15 protein-coding genes are annotated in these 17,346 nt (G+C 41.2%); 9 read left to right on the forward strand and 6 right to left on the reverse strand.

The window, feature by feature from the left end:
- Nucleotides 1-125 precede the first annotated feature (125 nt).
- From AAFP11_RS08325 to AAFP11_RS08340, 4 genes are all read right to left on the reverse strand, one after another.
- A complete protein-coding gene (locus AAFP11_RS08325; RefSeq protein WP_341736621.1) occupies nucleotides 126-956 on the reverse strand; it encodes a metallophosphoesterase in 831 nt (276 codons plus the stop codon).
- Nucleotides 957-1,159: 203 nt separating this feature from the next.
- Nucleotides 1,160-2,578, reverse strand: a complete 1,419-nt coding sequence (locus tag AAFP11_RS08330) for an adenylate/guanylate cyclase domain-containing protein (RefSeq protein WP_341736622.1) — start codon at nucleotides 2,576-2,578, stop codon at nucleotides 1,160-1,162.
- 115 nt (nucleotides 2,579-2,693) lie between these two features.
- Nucleotides 2,694-3,080, reverse strand: coding sequence for a response regulator (locus AAFP11_RS08335; RefSeq protein WP_340550235.1), 387 nt, complete (start codon nucleotides 3,078-3,080; stop codon nucleotides 2,694-2,696).
- 111 nt (nucleotides 3,081-3,191) lie between these two features.
- Nucleotides 3,192-6,821, reverse strand: coding sequence for a GAF domain-containing protein (locus AAFP11_RS08340; protein ID WP_341736623.1), 3,630 nt, complete (start codon nucleotides 6,819-6,821; stop codon nucleotides 3,192-3,194).
- An 803-nt stretch (nucleotides 6,822-7,624) separates the two neighbouring features.
- Here AAFP11_RS08340 and AAFP11_RS08345 point away from each other — a divergent pair.
- Nucleotides 7,625-8,101, forward strand: a complete 477-nt coding sequence (locus AAFP11_RS08345) for an anti-sigma regulatory factor (RefSeq protein WP_340520745.1) — start codon at nucleotides 7,625-7,627, stop codon at nucleotides 8,099-8,101.
- A gap of 218 nt (nucleotides 8,102-8,319) precedes the next feature.
- On the opposite strand, the gene AAFP11_RS08350 is transcribed toward AAFP11_RS08345, so the two are convergent.
- Nucleotides 8,320-8,601, reverse strand: coding sequence for a DUF6439 family protein (locus AAFP11_RS08350; protein WP_341736624.1), 282 nt, complete (start codon nucleotides 8,599-8,601; stop codon nucleotides 8,320-8,322).
- A 101-nt stretch (nucleotides 8,602-8,702) separates the two neighbouring features.
- Between AAFP11_RS08350 and AAFP11_RS08355 the strand changes: the two genes are divergently transcribed.
- Together AAFP11_RS08355 and asnS are read left to right on the forward strand one after the other, a co-directional pair.
- Nucleotides 8,703-9,077, forward strand: a complete 375-nt coding sequence (locus AAFP11_RS08355) for a DUF2203 domain-containing protein (RefSeq protein ID WP_341736625.1) — start codon at nucleotides 8,703-8,705, stop codon at nucleotides 9,075-9,077.
- A 94-nt stretch (nucleotides 9,078-9,171) separates the two neighbouring features.
- On the forward strand, nucleotides 9,172-10,563 hold the full coding sequence (gene asnS, locus AAFP11_RS08360; protein WP_341736626.1) for an asparagine--tRNA ligase: 1,392 nt from the start codon (nucleotides 9,172-9,174) through the stop codon (nucleotides 10,561-10,563).
- A gap of 76 nt (nucleotides 10,564-10,639) precedes the next feature.
- Here asnS and AAFP11_RS08365 read toward each other — a convergent pair whose 3' ends face one another.
- Complete coding sequence (locus tag AAFP11_RS08365) at nucleotides 10,640-10,885, reverse strand: hypothetical protein (RefSeq protein WP_341736627.1); 246 nt, start codon at nucleotides 10,883-10,885, stop codon at nucleotides 10,640-10,642.
- 163 nt (nucleotides 10,886-11,048) lie between these two features.
- Here AAFP11_RS08365 and AAFP11_RS08370 point away from each other — a divergent pair, with 163 nt between their 5' ends.
- From AAFP11_RS08370 to AAFP11_RS08395, 6 genes are all read left to right on the forward strand, one after another.
- On the forward strand, nucleotides 11,049-12,302 hold the full coding sequence (locus AAFP11_RS08370; RefSeq protein ID WP_341736628.1) for a hypothetical protein: 1,254 nt from the start codon (nucleotides 11,049-11,051) through the stop codon (nucleotides 12,300-12,302).
- On the forward strand, nucleotides 12,287-13,324 hold the full coding sequence (locus AAFP11_RS08375; RefSeq protein WP_341736629.1) for a MoxR family ATPase: 1,038 nt from the start codon (nucleotides 12,287-12,289) through the stop codon (nucleotides 13,322-13,324). Before AAFP11_RS08370 ends, AAFP11_RS08375 begins: the two co-directional genes overlap by 16 nt.
- Complete coding sequence (locus AAFP11_RS08380) at nucleotides 13,317-14,546, forward strand: hypothetical protein (RefSeq protein WP_341736630.1); 1,230 nt, start codon at nucleotides 13,317-13,319, stop codon at nucleotides 14,544-14,546. The genes AAFP11_RS08375 and AAFP11_RS08380 overlap by 8 nt, the downstream gene beginning before the upstream one ends.
- Nucleotides 14,547-14,736: 190 nt before the next feature.
- A complete protein-coding gene (locus AAFP11_RS08385; protein ID WP_341736631.1) occupies nucleotides 14,737-16,359 on the forward strand; it encodes a formylglycine-generating enzyme family protein in 1,623 nt (540 codons plus the stop codon).
- A gap of 119 nt (nucleotides 16,360-16,478) precedes the next feature.
- Nucleotides 16,479-16,721: a diversity-generating retroelement protein Avd gene (avd, locus tag AAFP11_RS08390; RefSeq protein WP_341736632.1), complete on the forward strand. Its 243-nt coding sequence runs from the start codon at nucleotides 16,479-16,481 to the stop codon at nucleotides 16,719-16,721.
- A gap of 227 nt (nucleotides 16,722-16,948) precedes the next feature.
- Nucleotides 16,949-17,341: a hypothetical protein gene (locus tag AAFP11_RS08395; protein ID WP_341736633.1), complete on the forward strand. Its 393-nt coding sequence runs from the start codon at nucleotides 16,949-16,951 to the stop codon at nucleotides 17,339-17,341.
- Nucleotides 17,342-17,346 lie beyond the last annotated feature (5 nt).

Consider the following 17,346-nt stretch of genomic DNA (forward strand, 5'->3'; position numbering starts at 1 on the left):
CTACAGATGCAGTTCAAAGCTCCCATTACTAAGCGGAGTTGGGAGGGAGTTATGTAGCGCTACTTTATGAAATTGGGGTTAGGGGGGATCGGATTCTATACAGCCTCATAAAAAATTGATATTACTCATTCACAAATTAAAGTAATTACTGTCACTTCCGGCGGACAAAATAGCCTTCCGGGTGCATAGGTTCCCAAACCGCGATTCACGTATAGTAAATTATTCCCCACCCGATGTAAACCACTGGCCCATTCCCAGTGAGTAACTACTCGATCGTCAATGGATAAAAAAGGCATCCAATTACGTACCCATTGAGGAATAGCAGAGCTAATTTTTTTTAGCCAAGCATACACAGGCCCAATACCGGGAATCACTATTTGACCACCGTGGGTGTGTCCCGAAAACTGCAAATCAATCCGGTATCCTTGCAGCTTTTCCGCAGTATCAGGATTGTGAGACAAGACAATCCGAGGGATGGATAGATCGACTGATGTCATTACAGGTTCAGGTTGAAAATCCCCAGACCAAAAATCCGCCAACCCAATTAAAGCTAAATTTTCTCCCAAAGGATAGGTAGCTTCATTGTACAAAACCCGAATTCCCGCGTTATTTAAAGCATTAGTAACCTCTATTTTACCTCCAGGCCAATAGTGGTCGTGATTGCCTAAAACAGCATAAATTCCCACCCGACTTTGCAAGTTTTTTAATCGTTGCACTAAGTCGTGAATCGGGGCAGTTTCCAGAGTGACAAAATCCCCGGTTAAGAAAATCAAGTCTGCTTCCGCTTCATTTGCCGCAGCGATCGCCTCGAATAGTAAACCTTCCGACAGCCGCACCCCGTCATAGTGAAAATCAGTCAGTTGTACCAGTTTAGTACCCGATAGATTTGCTGGAAGATTGGCGATCGGTATGGTTAAATGTTCTACCCGCAGTTTCCCAGTTAATAACCTGTGCATAAATCTAAGGTTTATTGACAGAGTGCAATTTCTAGCTTAGCAAATAAACCGCCCAAATCGCCCAACTATATTTAATGACCTCTTTTCTGATTCCTATAGCAATCCTAAATCATTTGTGAACGTCTTACTCCTTCCCCTTACTAAAGGGAGGTTTGGGGTGGGGTTAAAAATTTGTGACTCCTGCAAGGATTGCTATATTTACTTCATTTTTGATAAATCACTTCAAAAGTTTTTACAGCTTTCTTCTTACCTTTAACTATCACTTGACCCATCTCTTTAAACTCAAACATATCTTTAGTAGCGCTATACACACTATCGCTAACCAAAATTTGTTTTCCCTTAGCAATGGACTGCAACCTAGAGGCAATATTCACCTCATCCCCGATCGCAGTATAATCCATGTGCTGCGGCGAACCAATATTTCCTACAACCACCTCACCCGCACTAATACCAATACCTGTGAGAAAGTTATCCCTAATCCAAGGAATCGAAATTTCTTCAATCCGACGCTGCATATCGATCGCAGTTTCGATCGCTTTCCGTTCTCGATCGGCAACTTCCGAAGGAGCACCGAACATTGCCACAATCATATCTCCCACAAACTTATTTACCGTACCTTGTTTACTAAAAATTACCTCTACCATCTGGGTAAAATATTCATTTAAATAGAGCACTATCTTTTCAGCCGGAAGTTCTTCGCACTTGGTAGTAAAATCTCTAATATCCGAAAAAAGCACCGTGATATTGCGCTTAGTTGGACTCAGAGAAATTTCTCCTTTAGCTTCGATAACTGCTTGAACGACGTGGGGAGAAAGATATCTTTCCAAATTATTCTTAATCCGTTCTTCCTTCAATTTACTTTCATGCAATAGCGCATTCTCGATCGCCGCTGCTGCTTGGGAAGCCAAAGCTGTCAAAAGTTTTAAATCCTGTGCTGTATAGTTTACGAGTTGATTATTACTAACATTGATGACACCTATCGTACCACTTTGTGTAGTTAAAGGAGCGCAAATGAGAGAACGCAGCTCATTGTTTCCCTTAACATATCTGGGATCGGAAAGCACATCATTGACTATTTCAGCTTTTCCAGACACGAGAATGTGACCTGCTATTCCCACATTTGGACCAATTGTTGTTTTGCTATTATACTTTTTTCCCCTGGCTGAAATCACCTCTAATTTACCAATTTTATGATTAACTAACATCAGCGAAATATTGGTAGCGTCAATCAATTTCTTGGCTTCTGTTACCACTAAATCCGTGACTTCAGAGACTCCTAAACAACTTGAAATTTTGCTGGAAAAATCGTACAAAAAATTCACTTCTTCGTACTTTTCCAAAGTATCCATAGCCAAAGTTCTTGTATCCGAATCAGCTTGAGCAGCATAGCCAATCAAATCAGCAATGAATTTTGCTTTTTGAGAGCCTGTGACATAACCAATTACTTCATCGGCTAGCACCACAGGGTATTTGTATAAGCATGGATGAGTGTCTTCACCCAATAAAATAACTCCCTCAATATTACGAATTGCGATCGGAGCATCTAGAGCCGAAATAGCACCCTTAATAACTGCCTGAAAATCTTTTTTAGAAATCAATTTTTTCAGATTAATACGAACCATTAATTTTGCTATTTAGTTATGAGTATACTCTCGCGAGTTATTTTCAAATCAGTCACTAGCTCTCCCAAAAATAATTAATAAAGGCAGAGCTATATTGCAGATATCTGAAAGGGTGTCAAGTCAAACCGAGAACTTCTCTAGCTTTTTGCAGGACTTCTTTCGGGCGGAAAGGTTTAGTCATGTAAAGATTTGCCCCCACAGCCATACCACTTTGTTTATCATATTCTTGTCCCTTGGCTGTCAACATAATAATATAAACATCATCCATTTTTAGCTCGTTTTTAACAGTGTTGCATACTTCTAGTCCGCTCATTTTCGGCATCATGACATCCAGAAAAACTAAATCAGGCTTTTCTTCCTTGATTATATCAAGTGCTTCCAGTCCATTTTTAGCCGTGATTAATTCTACGTCATCCTCATCTTCCAATTTTTCCAGAGCCTGCTCCATCAAAATCAAAATGTTCGGTTCATCATCTACAATTAAAACTTTTTTAACTGCCATTTTTCCTCAATATTTTTCAGTAAGTTGTTCAGATTCAATCGGGAAATTTAAGGATGTTCAGAACCTAGATTTATGTAGTAAATCCAAATTTTTCAGAAGTCTTTAAGATTTCTAGGTGTTGTTGTTTGACTGCTCTACTTTTTTAGGTAGGGTATTTTCTGACATATTTCCCATAAAAATTAAGGAAACATTTTCCAAGCCATCAGTCAGGCGCAAAGTTTTGACAAGTTCTTTTTCTTGAGATAATACTTCATCAATAATAATCAAATTTGGCTTCCTTGATATAGCTAGATTCAGACACTCTTCAGCATTATAGGCTTTGATGACATTATATCCTTGAAAGACCAAAGCATCCGAGACTGTTTTCAGATTTGAAGGATTGCGATCTACCACCAATACAGTCTTGTTAGACATAGTTGGATTTAGGAGCAAGCCAATTTCTCTCAATAGTCTTCCTACGTTGATAGGTTTGGTAAAATAGCTGTCTATCCCCAAGCGAGCGCCCCTTTCCAGATCGTGAATCAAAGAAACTATGACAATGGGAATACCCATAGTCTGGGGGTCATGTTTGAGAACAGCAGCGACATCAAAACCATCTATATGTGGCATCATTATATCTAAAATAATCAGATCAGGTTTTAAAGATTTTGCTTTAGAAATAGCATCGATGCCATTAAATGCTTCCGTAACTTCATACCCTTCTTCTTCCAGTGACTGTCGGAGCAGTTCCCGGATGTTAGGCTCGTCGTCAACAACGAGAATCTGCTTGACTTCTTTAGTATTTGTCGCAGTTCTGCTGACAACCTGATGTTTTAATTGTGAGATTAAATCATTGAAATTTTCCCAGTTCTCTACAGGTGGAACATTGTTTACGATCGGTATACTAAAGGAAAAAGTGCTGCCGCGACCAACTTCACTTTCTAGCCAAATTCTACCGCCGTGATGTTCAATAATTTGTTTGGAAATTGGCAGCCCCAAGCCTGTACCTTTTGGCTTTTGGGTCAGGATATCTCCCACTTGTTTAAATCTTTCAAAAACTTTGCTTTGGTCTTCTGGTGCAATACCTATGCCAGTATCTATAATACTAATAACTATCTCATCATTCTCTACTCTTGCTTTGCAAGTGACGGAACCTGATTGGGTGAACTTTACGGCATTCGAGAGCAAATTGATAGATACTTGAACCATGCGATCGCGGTCAACTAATACCTGGGGAAGTCCCGGCTTAAAATCCTTAATCAATTTCAAATTATTTTTTTCTAATAAAGATGAAGTAGCGGCGATCGCCTGTTTTAATATTTGCACTGGATCGGTTGGTTGCAACTGCCAATCTACTCTGCCCGCCTCCATCTTCGCAATATCCAAAACATCATTAATCAAAGAGGTGAGTCGCTCAGCTTCTGAGACAATAATATTGATATTATCTCCCACTTTGTGCAAAGCTTTTTTGGTTTTTTTGTCTTCGATAGGTATGGCCGGAAAAATCACATCTTCTAGTTTTTCTTTGATGATTGAAGCAAAACCCAACACAGAGGTTAGAGGTGTCCGCAGTTCGTGAGAAACTGTAGCCAAAAAGTCAGTTTTCATCCGGTCAACTTCTCGTTCAACGGTGACATCCCTAATCAAAATAACCGAACCAAGGGAGTGATCTACTTCATCGTTCACAGCTTCTTTGAGAATATTGGTTGCCAAAGCTTGACCGATTCGGTTATTTCCCAGTTCCACCTCAAGGGTCACAATTTCTCCCTCATTGCGTTCCGCTTCATCAGCCAGCCTTGCCAAGTTTTTAGCAAAGATATCAGAGACTTTTTTGCCTTTCAACTCCACATCTTTTAATTCAAACAGTGCGAGGAGAGCTGGGTTAAACCTCGTAATTTTACCCTCTATATCTGTAACTAATAATCCGTCAGCCAAGTTGTCAACAATGGCATTCAAATCTGCCAAAGTTGTCTGCAATTCCCAGGACTGCTTTTTAGTTTGATCTAGCAATTCTGCTTGGTGCATGGCTACTCCCAATTGACTGCCAATCTGAGCCAGCAACCTGACTTCTCCAGGTTCCCATTGACGAGAAGTTGAGTTTTGATAAGCTGCTAGCAAACCCCACAGATTTTTACCTACAAAAACTGGGGCCACACAATATGCTTTGGCTTCAATTTGCTCTAGAATTTCTAGGTGACACTGAGAGTGGCCAATTTTGTAAATGTCATTTACTACAAAAATCTCCTGATTGCGATACCTACCTCCCTGAGTATTTTGCAAGTATTCATCTTGCCAGACGGTTTTAATTTTTTCAGTTACTAAAGATATCCAGCCTTCGGCTACGGACTCCGAGACAAATTCGCCACTCCAGTCAGGAAAGAAACGGTAAACTGCTACGCGATCGCAGTTGAGGATTTGGCGAACTTCTTGAGTAGTAGCACTGAAAATTTTGTCAATGTTTAGGGTTTGACGAATCCTTTCAATTACTCTGGCTAAAGTCCGCTCCTGTTCGGCTGCTTTTGCCTGCTGTTTAGCTTGAAATTGAATTTTTTCTAGGTATTCTAACTGCTGCAATGCCACTCCCAAATGGGTAGCAATTTGAGTTAGTAATTTGACTTCATTTTCTTCCCAATGTCGCGGACCAGTGTGTTGAAATGCACTCAGCAATCCCCAAAGTTTTTCTCCTTTAAAAATAGCAACTACGGCACAGGATTTAACACCAAAATATTCTAAAGCTTCGATGTGGCAATCACTCTGACCGGCGTTGTATATATCGTCAGCGATAAAGATTTCGGCATTGCGGAATCTGCCTCCTTTGTGTTCGTTTAAGTAAGGGTCTTCCCAACCACTACCTACCAATTTAGGCCATTCCCCAGATTCAGATTCAAAGATAAAGTCACCGAAATAGTCTTCGCGAAATTGATAAATAGCAATGCGATCGACATTCAACAGTTTTCGCACCTCTGTGGCTGCTGTCTGGAAAATTATTTCGATCTCTAAGGTTTGGCGAATCTTGTCAATCATGCGAGTGATGGCTCGTTCTCGCTCTGCTTCCTTAACTAACTCTTCAGTCCTTTTTTGCAATTGCACCTCAAGAGTTGTCTGGAGTGCTGTGGACCGCCTTTCAGCTTTTTCTAAAAGTTCTGCTTGCTGTATTGCTACTCCCAAATGAACTGAAATTTGAGTAACAAACTCAATTTCATCTTCCTGCCACTGGCGTGGACTACGACATTGGTGAATGCAGATTAATCCCCATAGTTGATTGCCTTTAATTAAAGGTACAATTAGGTTGGCTTTGACTTGAAACCTGGAAAGAATTGCAATATGGCAATCGCTCAATCCGGCGTTGTAAATATCAGTAACTGCCTGAATTTTTCCTTGTTGATAGTTGACTGCGTATTGTGTTCCAAAACAACGATCGTGTACCTTGATGGCTTTGGCGGAGTCAAACTCCGGCAGCACGTCTTCTGAGACAAATTCCCCGTCGTCAAATCCTGAATTGGGGTCAAACTGAAACATTCCCACTCGATCGGCATTCAGCAGTTGCCGTACTTCTGTAGCGGTTGATTTTAAAATAATATCTAAATCTAAAGACTCGCGAATTTTGGTGACTACGGCAAACAGTGCTTTTTGTTTGGCAACTCTAGCGGACTCTTGTTTATCTGCCATTTCTAGTTCCGCCAGCCGCCCTTTCAGGGTTGCGAGCTCTCTTGTGAGGGACTCATAAGCCTCGGCATCTAATTTTATGTATTTCTGTGACATGGCATTTACTTGTGTTTTGGTTGATTTATTTAGTTTTTATAGTTTTTATAATTTTTGAATTCTAATTTTAAATTATAGATATAAACTTGGACTCTGATTCATTAACTGTCGATCGCCTTTAGTCCCACGCGCGATCGCCAGCCCAGAACATCCCTTGATACTTACGTAAAAACACTATATTACCTGCATAAAAAAACAAAATGAACCACGGCGGCCAGTAGCGCCTGGTATGGGGGTGGCGGTTATGGTTGGGTTTGTTTGGCTGATGTAAAAAATTACAGGACTTACGGAGGATAGTTATCCGTAAGATTGGGTAGAGGACCAGTGTCCCATCCCGGATCGAGAACCCCCCCCCAGGCCCAAGCCTAGATTTTGGTTTTTATATGTGGAAAGTAAATAAATTGATTATTTACATTAATTATTGTATCAAAAGAGTTTGACAATGGTAACTTATGCTAATTACCTACCGAAGCAGAGCTAGCAATCCACGGGGACTGAGCAGGGATCGAGGGATTAAAGTAGGTTTTGTACTGATTGATATTGGGGATCTGGGAGATTGGCAAGTTGAGGTTTTTGGGAATGGGACCTTGGTGAACTCCGCTGACAGGGTGGCTGAGTGAGCAAAAAGTCCTATTGTGAGAGTCGCAAAATATTTTGTGAGGATCTTTGCTTTGATCCAGGGTTTTGATACTCTAAAATATAGATAGAGCTGTGGCGCTCAATCGATCGGCATTGTTAATACTAGGGGAGCCAACTATGCAGGGTGTGAAAATTATTCACCTGAAAGTTAGGGAGTTTTCTGAGTGATTGCTATCTCAGCCCGTCCAGTAGGGCGCAATTGGATTACGATTAGCTTCGCTTCTACTCTATACCTTTGTCCTGTTTTGGATCTGCTCCTAGCAGAGGTTCCGGTTCACTGGCAAGCGGAATTACGGTTAGGGCTTCAAGAAGCTTTGGTAAATGCTGCTAAACATGGAAACAAATTGGACCCCAGTAAAACTGTTGGAGTCCGTTTTTCCATAGTCCAAAATCAATATTGGTGGGTGATATCAGACGAGGGAACGGGGTTTCAAGCCCCTTGCAATTGCAACCTTTATACAGATGATTGCGATAGCGATGTTGCAGATAACTGTGAACTCCCTGACGTTGAAAATGAATGCGGCAGGGGGTTGTTTATTCTTTACCAGATATTCGATCGGGTTGAGTGGAATTCTCAGGGTACAGAGTTAAGGGTATGCAAACAAGTTCCCAGTTCCTCAAGCCTACCTCGCTGGCGGTAAAACTACTACATATTTGGCAGAATTGTCAACATCAGTCACAACCGGAGAGTTGTCTGGTTGCCGAATCGACCGATCGTACATCTCGATCGGTCTACTTGTTGTGCATAAGTCACTCCCACTAACAAAATATCACACCTAGATGCCGGACTTCTTCCACAAGTCGGGCATCTAAAACCAGAGGGTTTTGAGTTTCCCTAGTTTCGATCAAAACTGCATAACTATTTTCCGTGTCCGTGGGTGGGGCAAGGAGGAGCTGAGATCGATCGATCTAGCCATCCTGCGGCTTGATTCAAGCGAGGGAGGGCTTCTTCTGGCTGATTTTTGAGCAAAAAGACCAAAGCAGCCCCAGCTTGCTCAGCGGCGCGAGCAGGACGGTTATTCTTGAGACGATGCCAATCTTTTTCGGAGATGGCGAGGCGGGTGGCAAGAGCTTGGGCTAGTTCTACTGTGGTAAGCTCGTTGAGGTTGACAGTTTTAGGCGTTTGTGTAGTTTCAAGCATAGTTGGTAATCATAGCGATTTGGCTACAGTTCCTGAATTTAAAAAATATACTGCACATAATAACAACTAAATTTTAATTATTGTCAGATTTGCGTATCACAATGCCTCAACAGCCGTCAGAGTTTAATCCAGAGACACCAGGAGATGATGACAGCGAGTTTGTTCAAGCCCTCTCAACGGTGGAGCGATCGCTCGCAGCAGTCAAAGAACGTTACACTCAAATTCAGGTCGATCGCCAGCGCCAAGCGGAACTGGGGCATCGGCGCGAAGCAATCCACCAGCAACAGCGCCAAAATCGCTTACCGCAACTGAAGAAAGAATTGCGGGAAATTGAGCAAGAATTAGAAACGATCGAGTTAAATTTAGAAAGCAGTCTGTTTTCCTGGGCTAGCATAAAACAACCTTTTTGGCAAGCAGTTCGTTTTGGGGGACTTGGTATTTTGCTAGGTTGGATTTTGAAATCCTATGCGGGATAGTTGGTGATTTTTTTTACCGCAGAGGGCGCAGAGGGCGCAGAGGAAGAGAAAACAGAGAAATATAGTGCAAAATATTAAATAAACGGGAGTGGATATGACAAATCAACGAATTGCTGCTATTTTGCGGGGTGGTGAACCTGATGAAACTGTCACTGTTCAAGGCTGGGTTCGCACTAAGCGGGAATTGAAAGAATTTGCGTTTGTGGAAGTCAATGATGGTTCGGCGATGGCTAATTTACAAGTAGTCATCAATGCTGATTTGCCAGATTTTGAAAATGTACTGAAACAATTAAATACAGGTGCATCTGTGGAAGTGTCGGGGGTGTTGGTAGCATCTCCAGCAAAGGGACAGCGCATTGAGTTAAAAGCGTCTCAAGTTCAAGTTTATGGGGATGCCGACCCCCAAAGTTATCCGCTGCAAAAGAAGCGGCATTCTTTGGAGTTTTTGCGAACGATCGCCCATTTGCGGCCTCGTACTAATACCCATGGTGCTGTGTTTCGGGTTCGCAATGCTTGTTCCGCAGCCATACACCAATTTTTCCAAGAACGGGGTTTTTTGTGGGTGCATACTCCCATTATTGCTGCTAGCGACTGCGAAGGTGCGGGGGAAATGTTTGCCGTTACTAACTTCGATTTGAAAAATATCCCGCGCACTGATTCTCAAGAAGTTGATTATGCGAAAGACTTTTTTGGTAAACGCGCTTATCTGACAGTAAGTGGTCAGTTGGAAGCGGAAATTATGGCGATGGCTTTCGGCAATGTTTACACTTTTGGCCCGACTTTTCGAGCCGAAAATTCTAATACTTCCCGGCATTTAGCTGAGTTTTGGATGATTGAACCGGAGATGGCTTTTTGCGATTTGCAGGGTGATATGGATTTGGCGGAGGCGTTTTTAAAGTATATTTTTAAATACGTGTTGGATCGTTGTCCGGAAGATATGGACTTTTTCAACGATCGCATTGACAAGACGGTTCTGGCTACTGCGGAAAATATCATTAACAATCAGTTCGAGCGGATTACCTACACCGAGGCGATCGCACTTTTGGAGAAAGCAGACAAAAAGTTTGATTTTCCCGTCAAGTGGGGTTTGGATTTGCAGTCGGAACACGAGCGTTATTTGGCTGAGGAATTGTTTAAAAAGCCGACAATTGTCACCGATTATCCCGTGGGAATTAAAGCATTTTATATGCGGTTAAATGATGATGAGAAAACCGTGCGAGCCATGGATATTTTGGCTCCTAAGCTGGGGGAAATTATCGGTGGTTCCCAGCGGGAAGAGCGGCTGGATGTGTTGGAAAGACGCATGGAAGCTCAGGGGATGAACAAGGAGGAATTGTGGTGGTATTTGGATTTACGCCGCTATGGTACTGTGCCTCATGCTGGCTTTGGTTTGGGCTTTGAACGGCTGGTGCAGTTTATGACGGGAATGGGGAATATTCGCGATGTGATTCCGTTTCCGAGAGCTCCTTTGAGTATTGATTTTTAGGATTGTGTGTTTCTTGGTAAAGACTTGACGGGTGATATCCCCGTCAAAACGTTACAGCAGTCCAAATCGCACTGTCCTACTTTTTCGGTTTATCACCAAGCAATCTAAGAACGGTTTTTGCAGCAGTCTCACAAATTGTCGCACTGAGCTCAAAGAGCTTCTGCTTTTGGGGAGAAAGGGTTTTCTGAGAACCCAACGATACTGCACTTCCGCCTGATATGATCGTAAGAGCCAGTGCGATCGCAAGGGCAGGGTTCGGCTTTTTTTTGTTAGTCATCGGTTTTTTGCTAAGAGTATGGTTGGACGGTTTACTGTTGTTCATTTGGTTTTTTCCTAAACGGGTTATGGGTTGAACCCAGCAGTGGCCTCAACTCCCTTAGTCTCTCAAGTCTCTATCGATGGCGAAAGGATCGCTAAAATTTTCGGCAGATCATTGACAAATTGGAGGGTATGTAGTAGTGGGTTGGATATTGCGATCGGACAAAGTGGCATTAGTCAAGGAAAGGCGGACTCAAAAAGGTGGTATACAACAGGTTCGTTGGCAAGTTGCTCAATATAAAATTGCAAAATCTTTGGCTATTCGCGGAAAAACACTTGACTCAGGACTAGATAAAAAAGATTTTGAATACTTAACTCAGGAAGGTTTCACCATTAGTGAGAACTTGATTGAAATGATACAAAAATTAGGTAATAATACATCAAACTTGAAAGAAATTAAAGATTGCTTTCTTAGCGATTATGAGATTGGAAAGATTGGACTAAAAGAATTTTTCGATGCTCATCTGAAAATAGACAACTATGGTAGTGCAAGTTGGAATAGGTTTTTCAATGGAGAAATAAGCATTGAAGATGAGGTTTTTCAGATTGTTTGTGATTTTCTAGGTTTTGATTGCGATGAAATAGGTACGGAAGAACCAAAAACGCCTCACTACAAACAACTAGAAACTTTGTTGTGGAAATTCAATCATAATTCCGAAGTTGGAACATTCCGAGACTTAGCTACAAAGTCGCACAATTTAGTTTGTTTAAAATTGCGATCGGTTCCAGGGAAGAATATTTCTCTGTTTTGGTTACTGAAAGCTCTGGTACAACCAGTTGATGGTAATATCAAAGAAGCTAAAATCGTGTTTTCCACTTCCAGTTTGTTTTACTCAGATTCTAGAGATAAGTTGAATACTATTATTCAGAACTTAAGGCTTCCTGAAGCACTTGAAAGAAAACAAGATTTGGGCAAAATTGCTAAGGCAATTTATGAAAAAATGCAAAAAGAAAAGAAAAATATAATTTTATGCTTCTACACAGAACAAAAGCAACAATTAACCGAGTTTTATGATTTATTCAATTTATTACATAAACCGCTAGAAAAAGAATTGTCCACAACTAAAAATAAGCAAAAATTATTAATGGTATGGATTGACTCGCAACCACAAGATGAAGATGAATCTGAAGCTTTCAATTTGGATGACGACAGCGCTCTAATCCCTCCAATCCATGAAATGTATTTGAACGATCAATTCAACAACAATGATATAATGGAATGGACAAAACTCGAAGCAGTCAATAGATTTATCCAGAAAACCAGAAATAGTGATTCATCAAATGAGTCATATAACGGTAACAATATCGCGGAATTTATTTGGAATCAAAGCCAAGGAAAGCCAGAAGTTTTGCTAGAGTCTGTCTATAGTCTTTGTAATATAAAATGGGAGGAGCATCAAGGTTCATGGCGAAAAATTTAGACTCAATCAAGCTTCAACTTAAATTCACTGGAAATTCGGATTTCCAGCCTAAATCTGGCGAAGAAATATATATAGATGAAGAGACAAAAAAAACAGAAACTTTTTATCCCTATTTAACAGATATTAACAAAGGCTTAGTTAAAGCTGTTGATTTGGCCATTAAGCTAAACAGGCCATTGCTGCTCGAAGGGGAACCGGGCTGCGGTAAAACAAAGTTAGCAAAAGCTGTTGCTTATGAATTTAGCAAAAACTATAACAATGGCGCTGGATGGCCCTATGCTTATTGGTGCATTAAATCCACAGACCGAGCGAAAGATGGTTTCTATACTTATGATGCTGTCAAACGACTTTACCACGCACAGATTGCATCGGTAGACCTCTCACAAAAAAACGAGATTCAACAGTACCTTAATGACCCCCTCCATAAAGAATACATTAAATGGGGAGCGCTTGGCAAGGCTTTCAAAGCTTCTCAAGAAGGTAAAAGTAAGCGCATGATTGTGTTAATTGATGAAATTGATAAAGGCGATGTGGATTTGCCGAACGATTTGCTCTGGGAACTTGATGAAGAAAAAAGTTTCACTATCAGAGAAACTGGAGAGGAATTTCGAGTTCAAAAAGAGCTTGAACCGATTATTTTTATCACTAGCAATGCTCAGAAAAAACTGCCCGATGCTTTTTTGAGGCGCTGTTTATATTACCATTTTGAATTTCCAAAAAAGCAAAACTTACTCAAAATAGTCGAAGCTAGAATGGGTGAAAAATGGCAGCCAGAATTGACAGAAAAAGCTCTGGATAGATTTTTAGAGCTTCGCAAACTAATGGAGGAAGAGAGAGGAGATTCTGGGAAAAAAATTAGCATTAGTGAATTGCTAGATTGGTTTAAGGCTTTGCACCTAAACAAATCTAAGCAAGATATTGAGGAACTTTTAGGAGAGCGTGAAATACCCTATGATAATACATTACTCAAAAGTAAAGATGATTTGCGAATAGCTTATGGCGAAGGAGATGAAGATGAATGATCTGAGTCAAATCGACTTACCTTTATACGAATTATTCAACCAACTGCGGAAAGTAGGATTTCCGCTGGGTATCTGCGAGTATAATTTATTGATTGAGGCTCTAGAAACAGATGTTTATCCATTGGACCCAGAGTCTCTGAAGCAATTGCTTAAAACTATTTGGGTAAAAACTAACTCTCAAAGACAACAATTTGAAGCGATTTTTGACCAGGCATTGCCTCAAAAATTAGACTCTAGTGATAAGTCTCCTAAATTAACAAATTTAGATACTTCTAACTCGCCAGAAGCACGGCAAATTCCTACTTCCACAATACCTGTAACTCCCAGGGAATTGAAGGGAAAGTCTTTCTTTTTTCCCGCCACTTCTCAAGCACCAGTTTCTGCTTCTCCAAGCCAGGATAGTGATGGAGATGTGAAGGCTGTCAAAACACGACAACCTGATTATGTAGCTTTTAAGCCAACACAACACTCGGACGACTATTTGCCAGTTACGGGACAGCAAATGGTACAGGGTTGGTACAATCTCAGGCGATCGGTCCGTACCGGAAATAAGCTAGAATTAGATGTTGCTGCAACTATTGAACAAATCAAATCTCAAGGTAAATTTGTTCTGCCTGTCTTGAAGCCGCGCCGACTTAAATATAGTTCCTTGTTGCTGTTGATTGACCAGAAAGGTTCTATGCAGCCATTTCATGTTTTATCCAGACAGTTAGTCGCTACCGCTCAACAAACCGGATGTTTGGCATCTCAGTCTTGTTATTATTTTCATAATTATCCTAATGATGAGTTGTATTGTGACTCGCAGTTTAATACTGAAATTTCTGTAGAAGAAGTTTTAGCGGGGCTTTCTTCTCAACATACAGTAGTTTTGATTTTTAGCGATGCTGGTGCTGCACGACGAGACTATATACCTAGGCGGATTCGTGAAACAAAAGATTTTTTAAACAAACTAAAACAGGAAGTAAAAACAATTGTTTGGTTGAATCCTGTTCCAAAATCTGCTTGGGAAGAGACAACGGCTGCGGCAATTGCTAAATTGAACAATATAAAAATGTTTGCCGCAGATAGTGCAGGGTTTCAAAAAGCAATTAATATTATGTCCTGTTATACTGAGATCTTGCACCATTCTCAAAAACCTGTAGGGGCGGGTTCGCCAACAGCTTTAAAGCTTGCAAACAGGTTAAATAAACCCGCCCTCCCCCATCGAAAATCCCTTTATTGACATTGCTGCAAGATGTGAGGTTATATCAACTTTTATGAGGTTGCATAGAATTTCGATCCCCCCTAACCCCCCTTAAGAAGGGGGGGACAAGATTCCGATCAAAGTCCCCCTTCTTAAGGGGGATTTAGGGGGATCGAGACTTGGATACAAACGAGATTTATCAAGGATTTTAGTCGATTATTGACACCAAATGAATGAATTTACAGAAACGGTAAACGACCCAAAACAACAAGAAGCGCTTGAATCTATTAAAAGATTCAGAAATCGCTTTACTGAAACTCATTGGCAATTTGCTTGTTATGCAGCTTTTCCGCTGGCTTTGACACCTGATTTGCTCTATCGCTTGCGGGATTACCTTTTGCAGGAAGAGAAGCTACAAGTGCCTTGGATTGTGGTTTCTGATTTGCTATTGTCTGGTTTGTGTAGGGAAGTTGATCAGGAACTATATGAGATGGATATCGCTGTTCGCAAAGAACTTTTAAAGGGTTTGAGCAAACAGCGTTTGCAGAAGCTATCCGAGTTTTTGCTCAAGTATGTCAAACGCAACTTTCGATCAAATATTACAGGGTTAAAAGATGCTCAACGTTGGACAGCTTTGGCTTATGTAGAACCAAGTAAAGCAGCAGCAGAACTAACTGCGATGCTTGGTAAGTTATTGCTAAAGCCAAATCTTTCTCAATGGTTCCAAAAATCATCTCTAGTAGAAACTTTGGCTGAACCTTTGCGAGAACATAATTTTCAAGCTTTGCTGACTCTAGGGCAGGCAATGAAGGAAACGGCACTAGGGCATTATACAAAAGCAAATGATTTGTTTGATAGCTTACCCAAAACAGAAACAGGAAAAGCTGCGACTGTGGCGGGAGTGACAGTTAATTTGCCTTCTCATCCTGTTCCGGCTGATATTTTTAGCTTTGAGACTGTCACGGTGAATCCTGAAGGTGAAATTATTAAACGCGAAACCAAAACAACTGCATATTTTACCGAAGATTTAGGCGATAACACTCTAGAGATGGTTTACATCCCTAGGGGTAGATTTATGATGGGTGCGCCGGAAACTGAAGCGGAAAGCCGTGACAATGAAAGACCTCAACATCAGGTGACGATTAAACCCTTTTTGATGGGCAAATATGCCGTTACCCAAGCCCAGTGGAAAACTGTAGCAAATCTACCTCAAGTTAATCGAGAACTCAACCCAGATCCCTCCCGCTTCAAAGGCGTAAATCGCCCTGTAGAATGTGTTTCTTGGTATGATGCGGTCGAATTCTGTGCCAGATTGTCTCAACATACTGGAAAGCCCTACCGTTTACCCAGCGAGGCAGAGTGGGAATATGCTTGTCGCGCCGGGACAACCACACCGTTTCATTTTGGGGAAACGATTACGACAGATTTAGCGAATTATGATGGCACAGATGATAAAGAGGGCAAGTGGTCTGGTTCCTATGGTGAAGGGCCTAAAGGGGTTTATCGCCAAGAAACAACGCCTGTGGGTAGCTTTGGTGTAGCCAATGCTTTTGGACTCTATGATATGCACGGGAACGTCTGGGAGTGGTGTGCTGACCCTTGGCATGATAGCTATCAAGGTGCGCCTACGGATGGTACGGTTTGGGACGAAACTTGTAATGATAATCGTTATCAAAACAATGTTGACTTATTAATCAATACTAAGGAAGATAACCGAACCCGGCTGCTGCGCGGTGGTTCGGGTCGCTTCATTCCGAGGATTTGCCGGGCGGCGATTCGCGACGACGATGCGCCGGACTTCGACAACGACTTCATCGGTTTTCGTGTTGTGTGTGTGGCTGCGTGGACTTAATAGCTCTTTATACTTTTACCATCTTGCTCTTTACACTTCTTAATTTTTCACTTTTAGGTCGCCGAAGGTGACTCGATTTTTTTTATCAAAAACGACACTAAACGTGGTAATATGATCCAATGCAAGAACTACCAATTATTCAAAAAACCTACGATTTGATCAAATGGTACGTGCCGATATTAAATCGGTTGCCCAGAGATCATAAATTCATCTTGGGTGATAGAATGATTGCTAGATTGTACGAGTTCCTCGAAAATCTGATTCAGGCAAGATATACAAAAGAAAAACTAACTATCTTAGAGCCGCTCAACAGTAGTTTGGACATTTTGAGACATCAAACCAGACTTTTAACTATAATTTAGAAACCGAACTGCCAAAACTAAAAACGCAACTAATCGATAAAACTTACTGTCCTGGCAAGTATAGAACCTTTGAAATTGTCGAACCCAAAAAGCGATTAATTTCGGCTGCACCCTATAGAGATAGGGTAGTTCATCATGCCCTATGCAATATTATTACACCGATATTTGAACGGACTTTTATTGGTGATTCCTATGCGAATCGATTAGGTTTTGGTACGCACCGTGCTTTGCGCCGTTTCACGGATTTTGCTCGTTCTAGTCGCTATGTTTTGCAGTGTGATATTCGCAAGTATTTTGCTAGTATAGACCATGAAATATTAAAATCTTTACTGCACCGCAAATTGAAGTGTGCTGATACTCTGTGGCTGGTTGATAAAATTAAGGAAGGGGCAAATTTTCTCGGTTTTCGGATTTTACCCGATCGCATTCGAGTCAGAACAGAAAACTTGCGCCGAGCTAAGCGACGGCTGCAACAAATGCAGGTACAATATGCGAAGGGGGAAATGGAGTTATCTCAAATTACCCAGTCATTGCAAAGTTGGGCCGCGCATTTGAAACACGGCGATACTTGGCAACTGCGACAACAGATATTTGCTTCTCTCGTGTTTGCGAGAAAGTAGAGAGG

This window comes from Microcoleus sp. CAWBG640, from assembly GCF_020883015.1.
GTDB lineage: Bacteria > Cyanobacteriota > Cyanobacteriia > Cyanobacteriales > Microcoleaceae > Microcoleus > Microcoleus anatoxicus.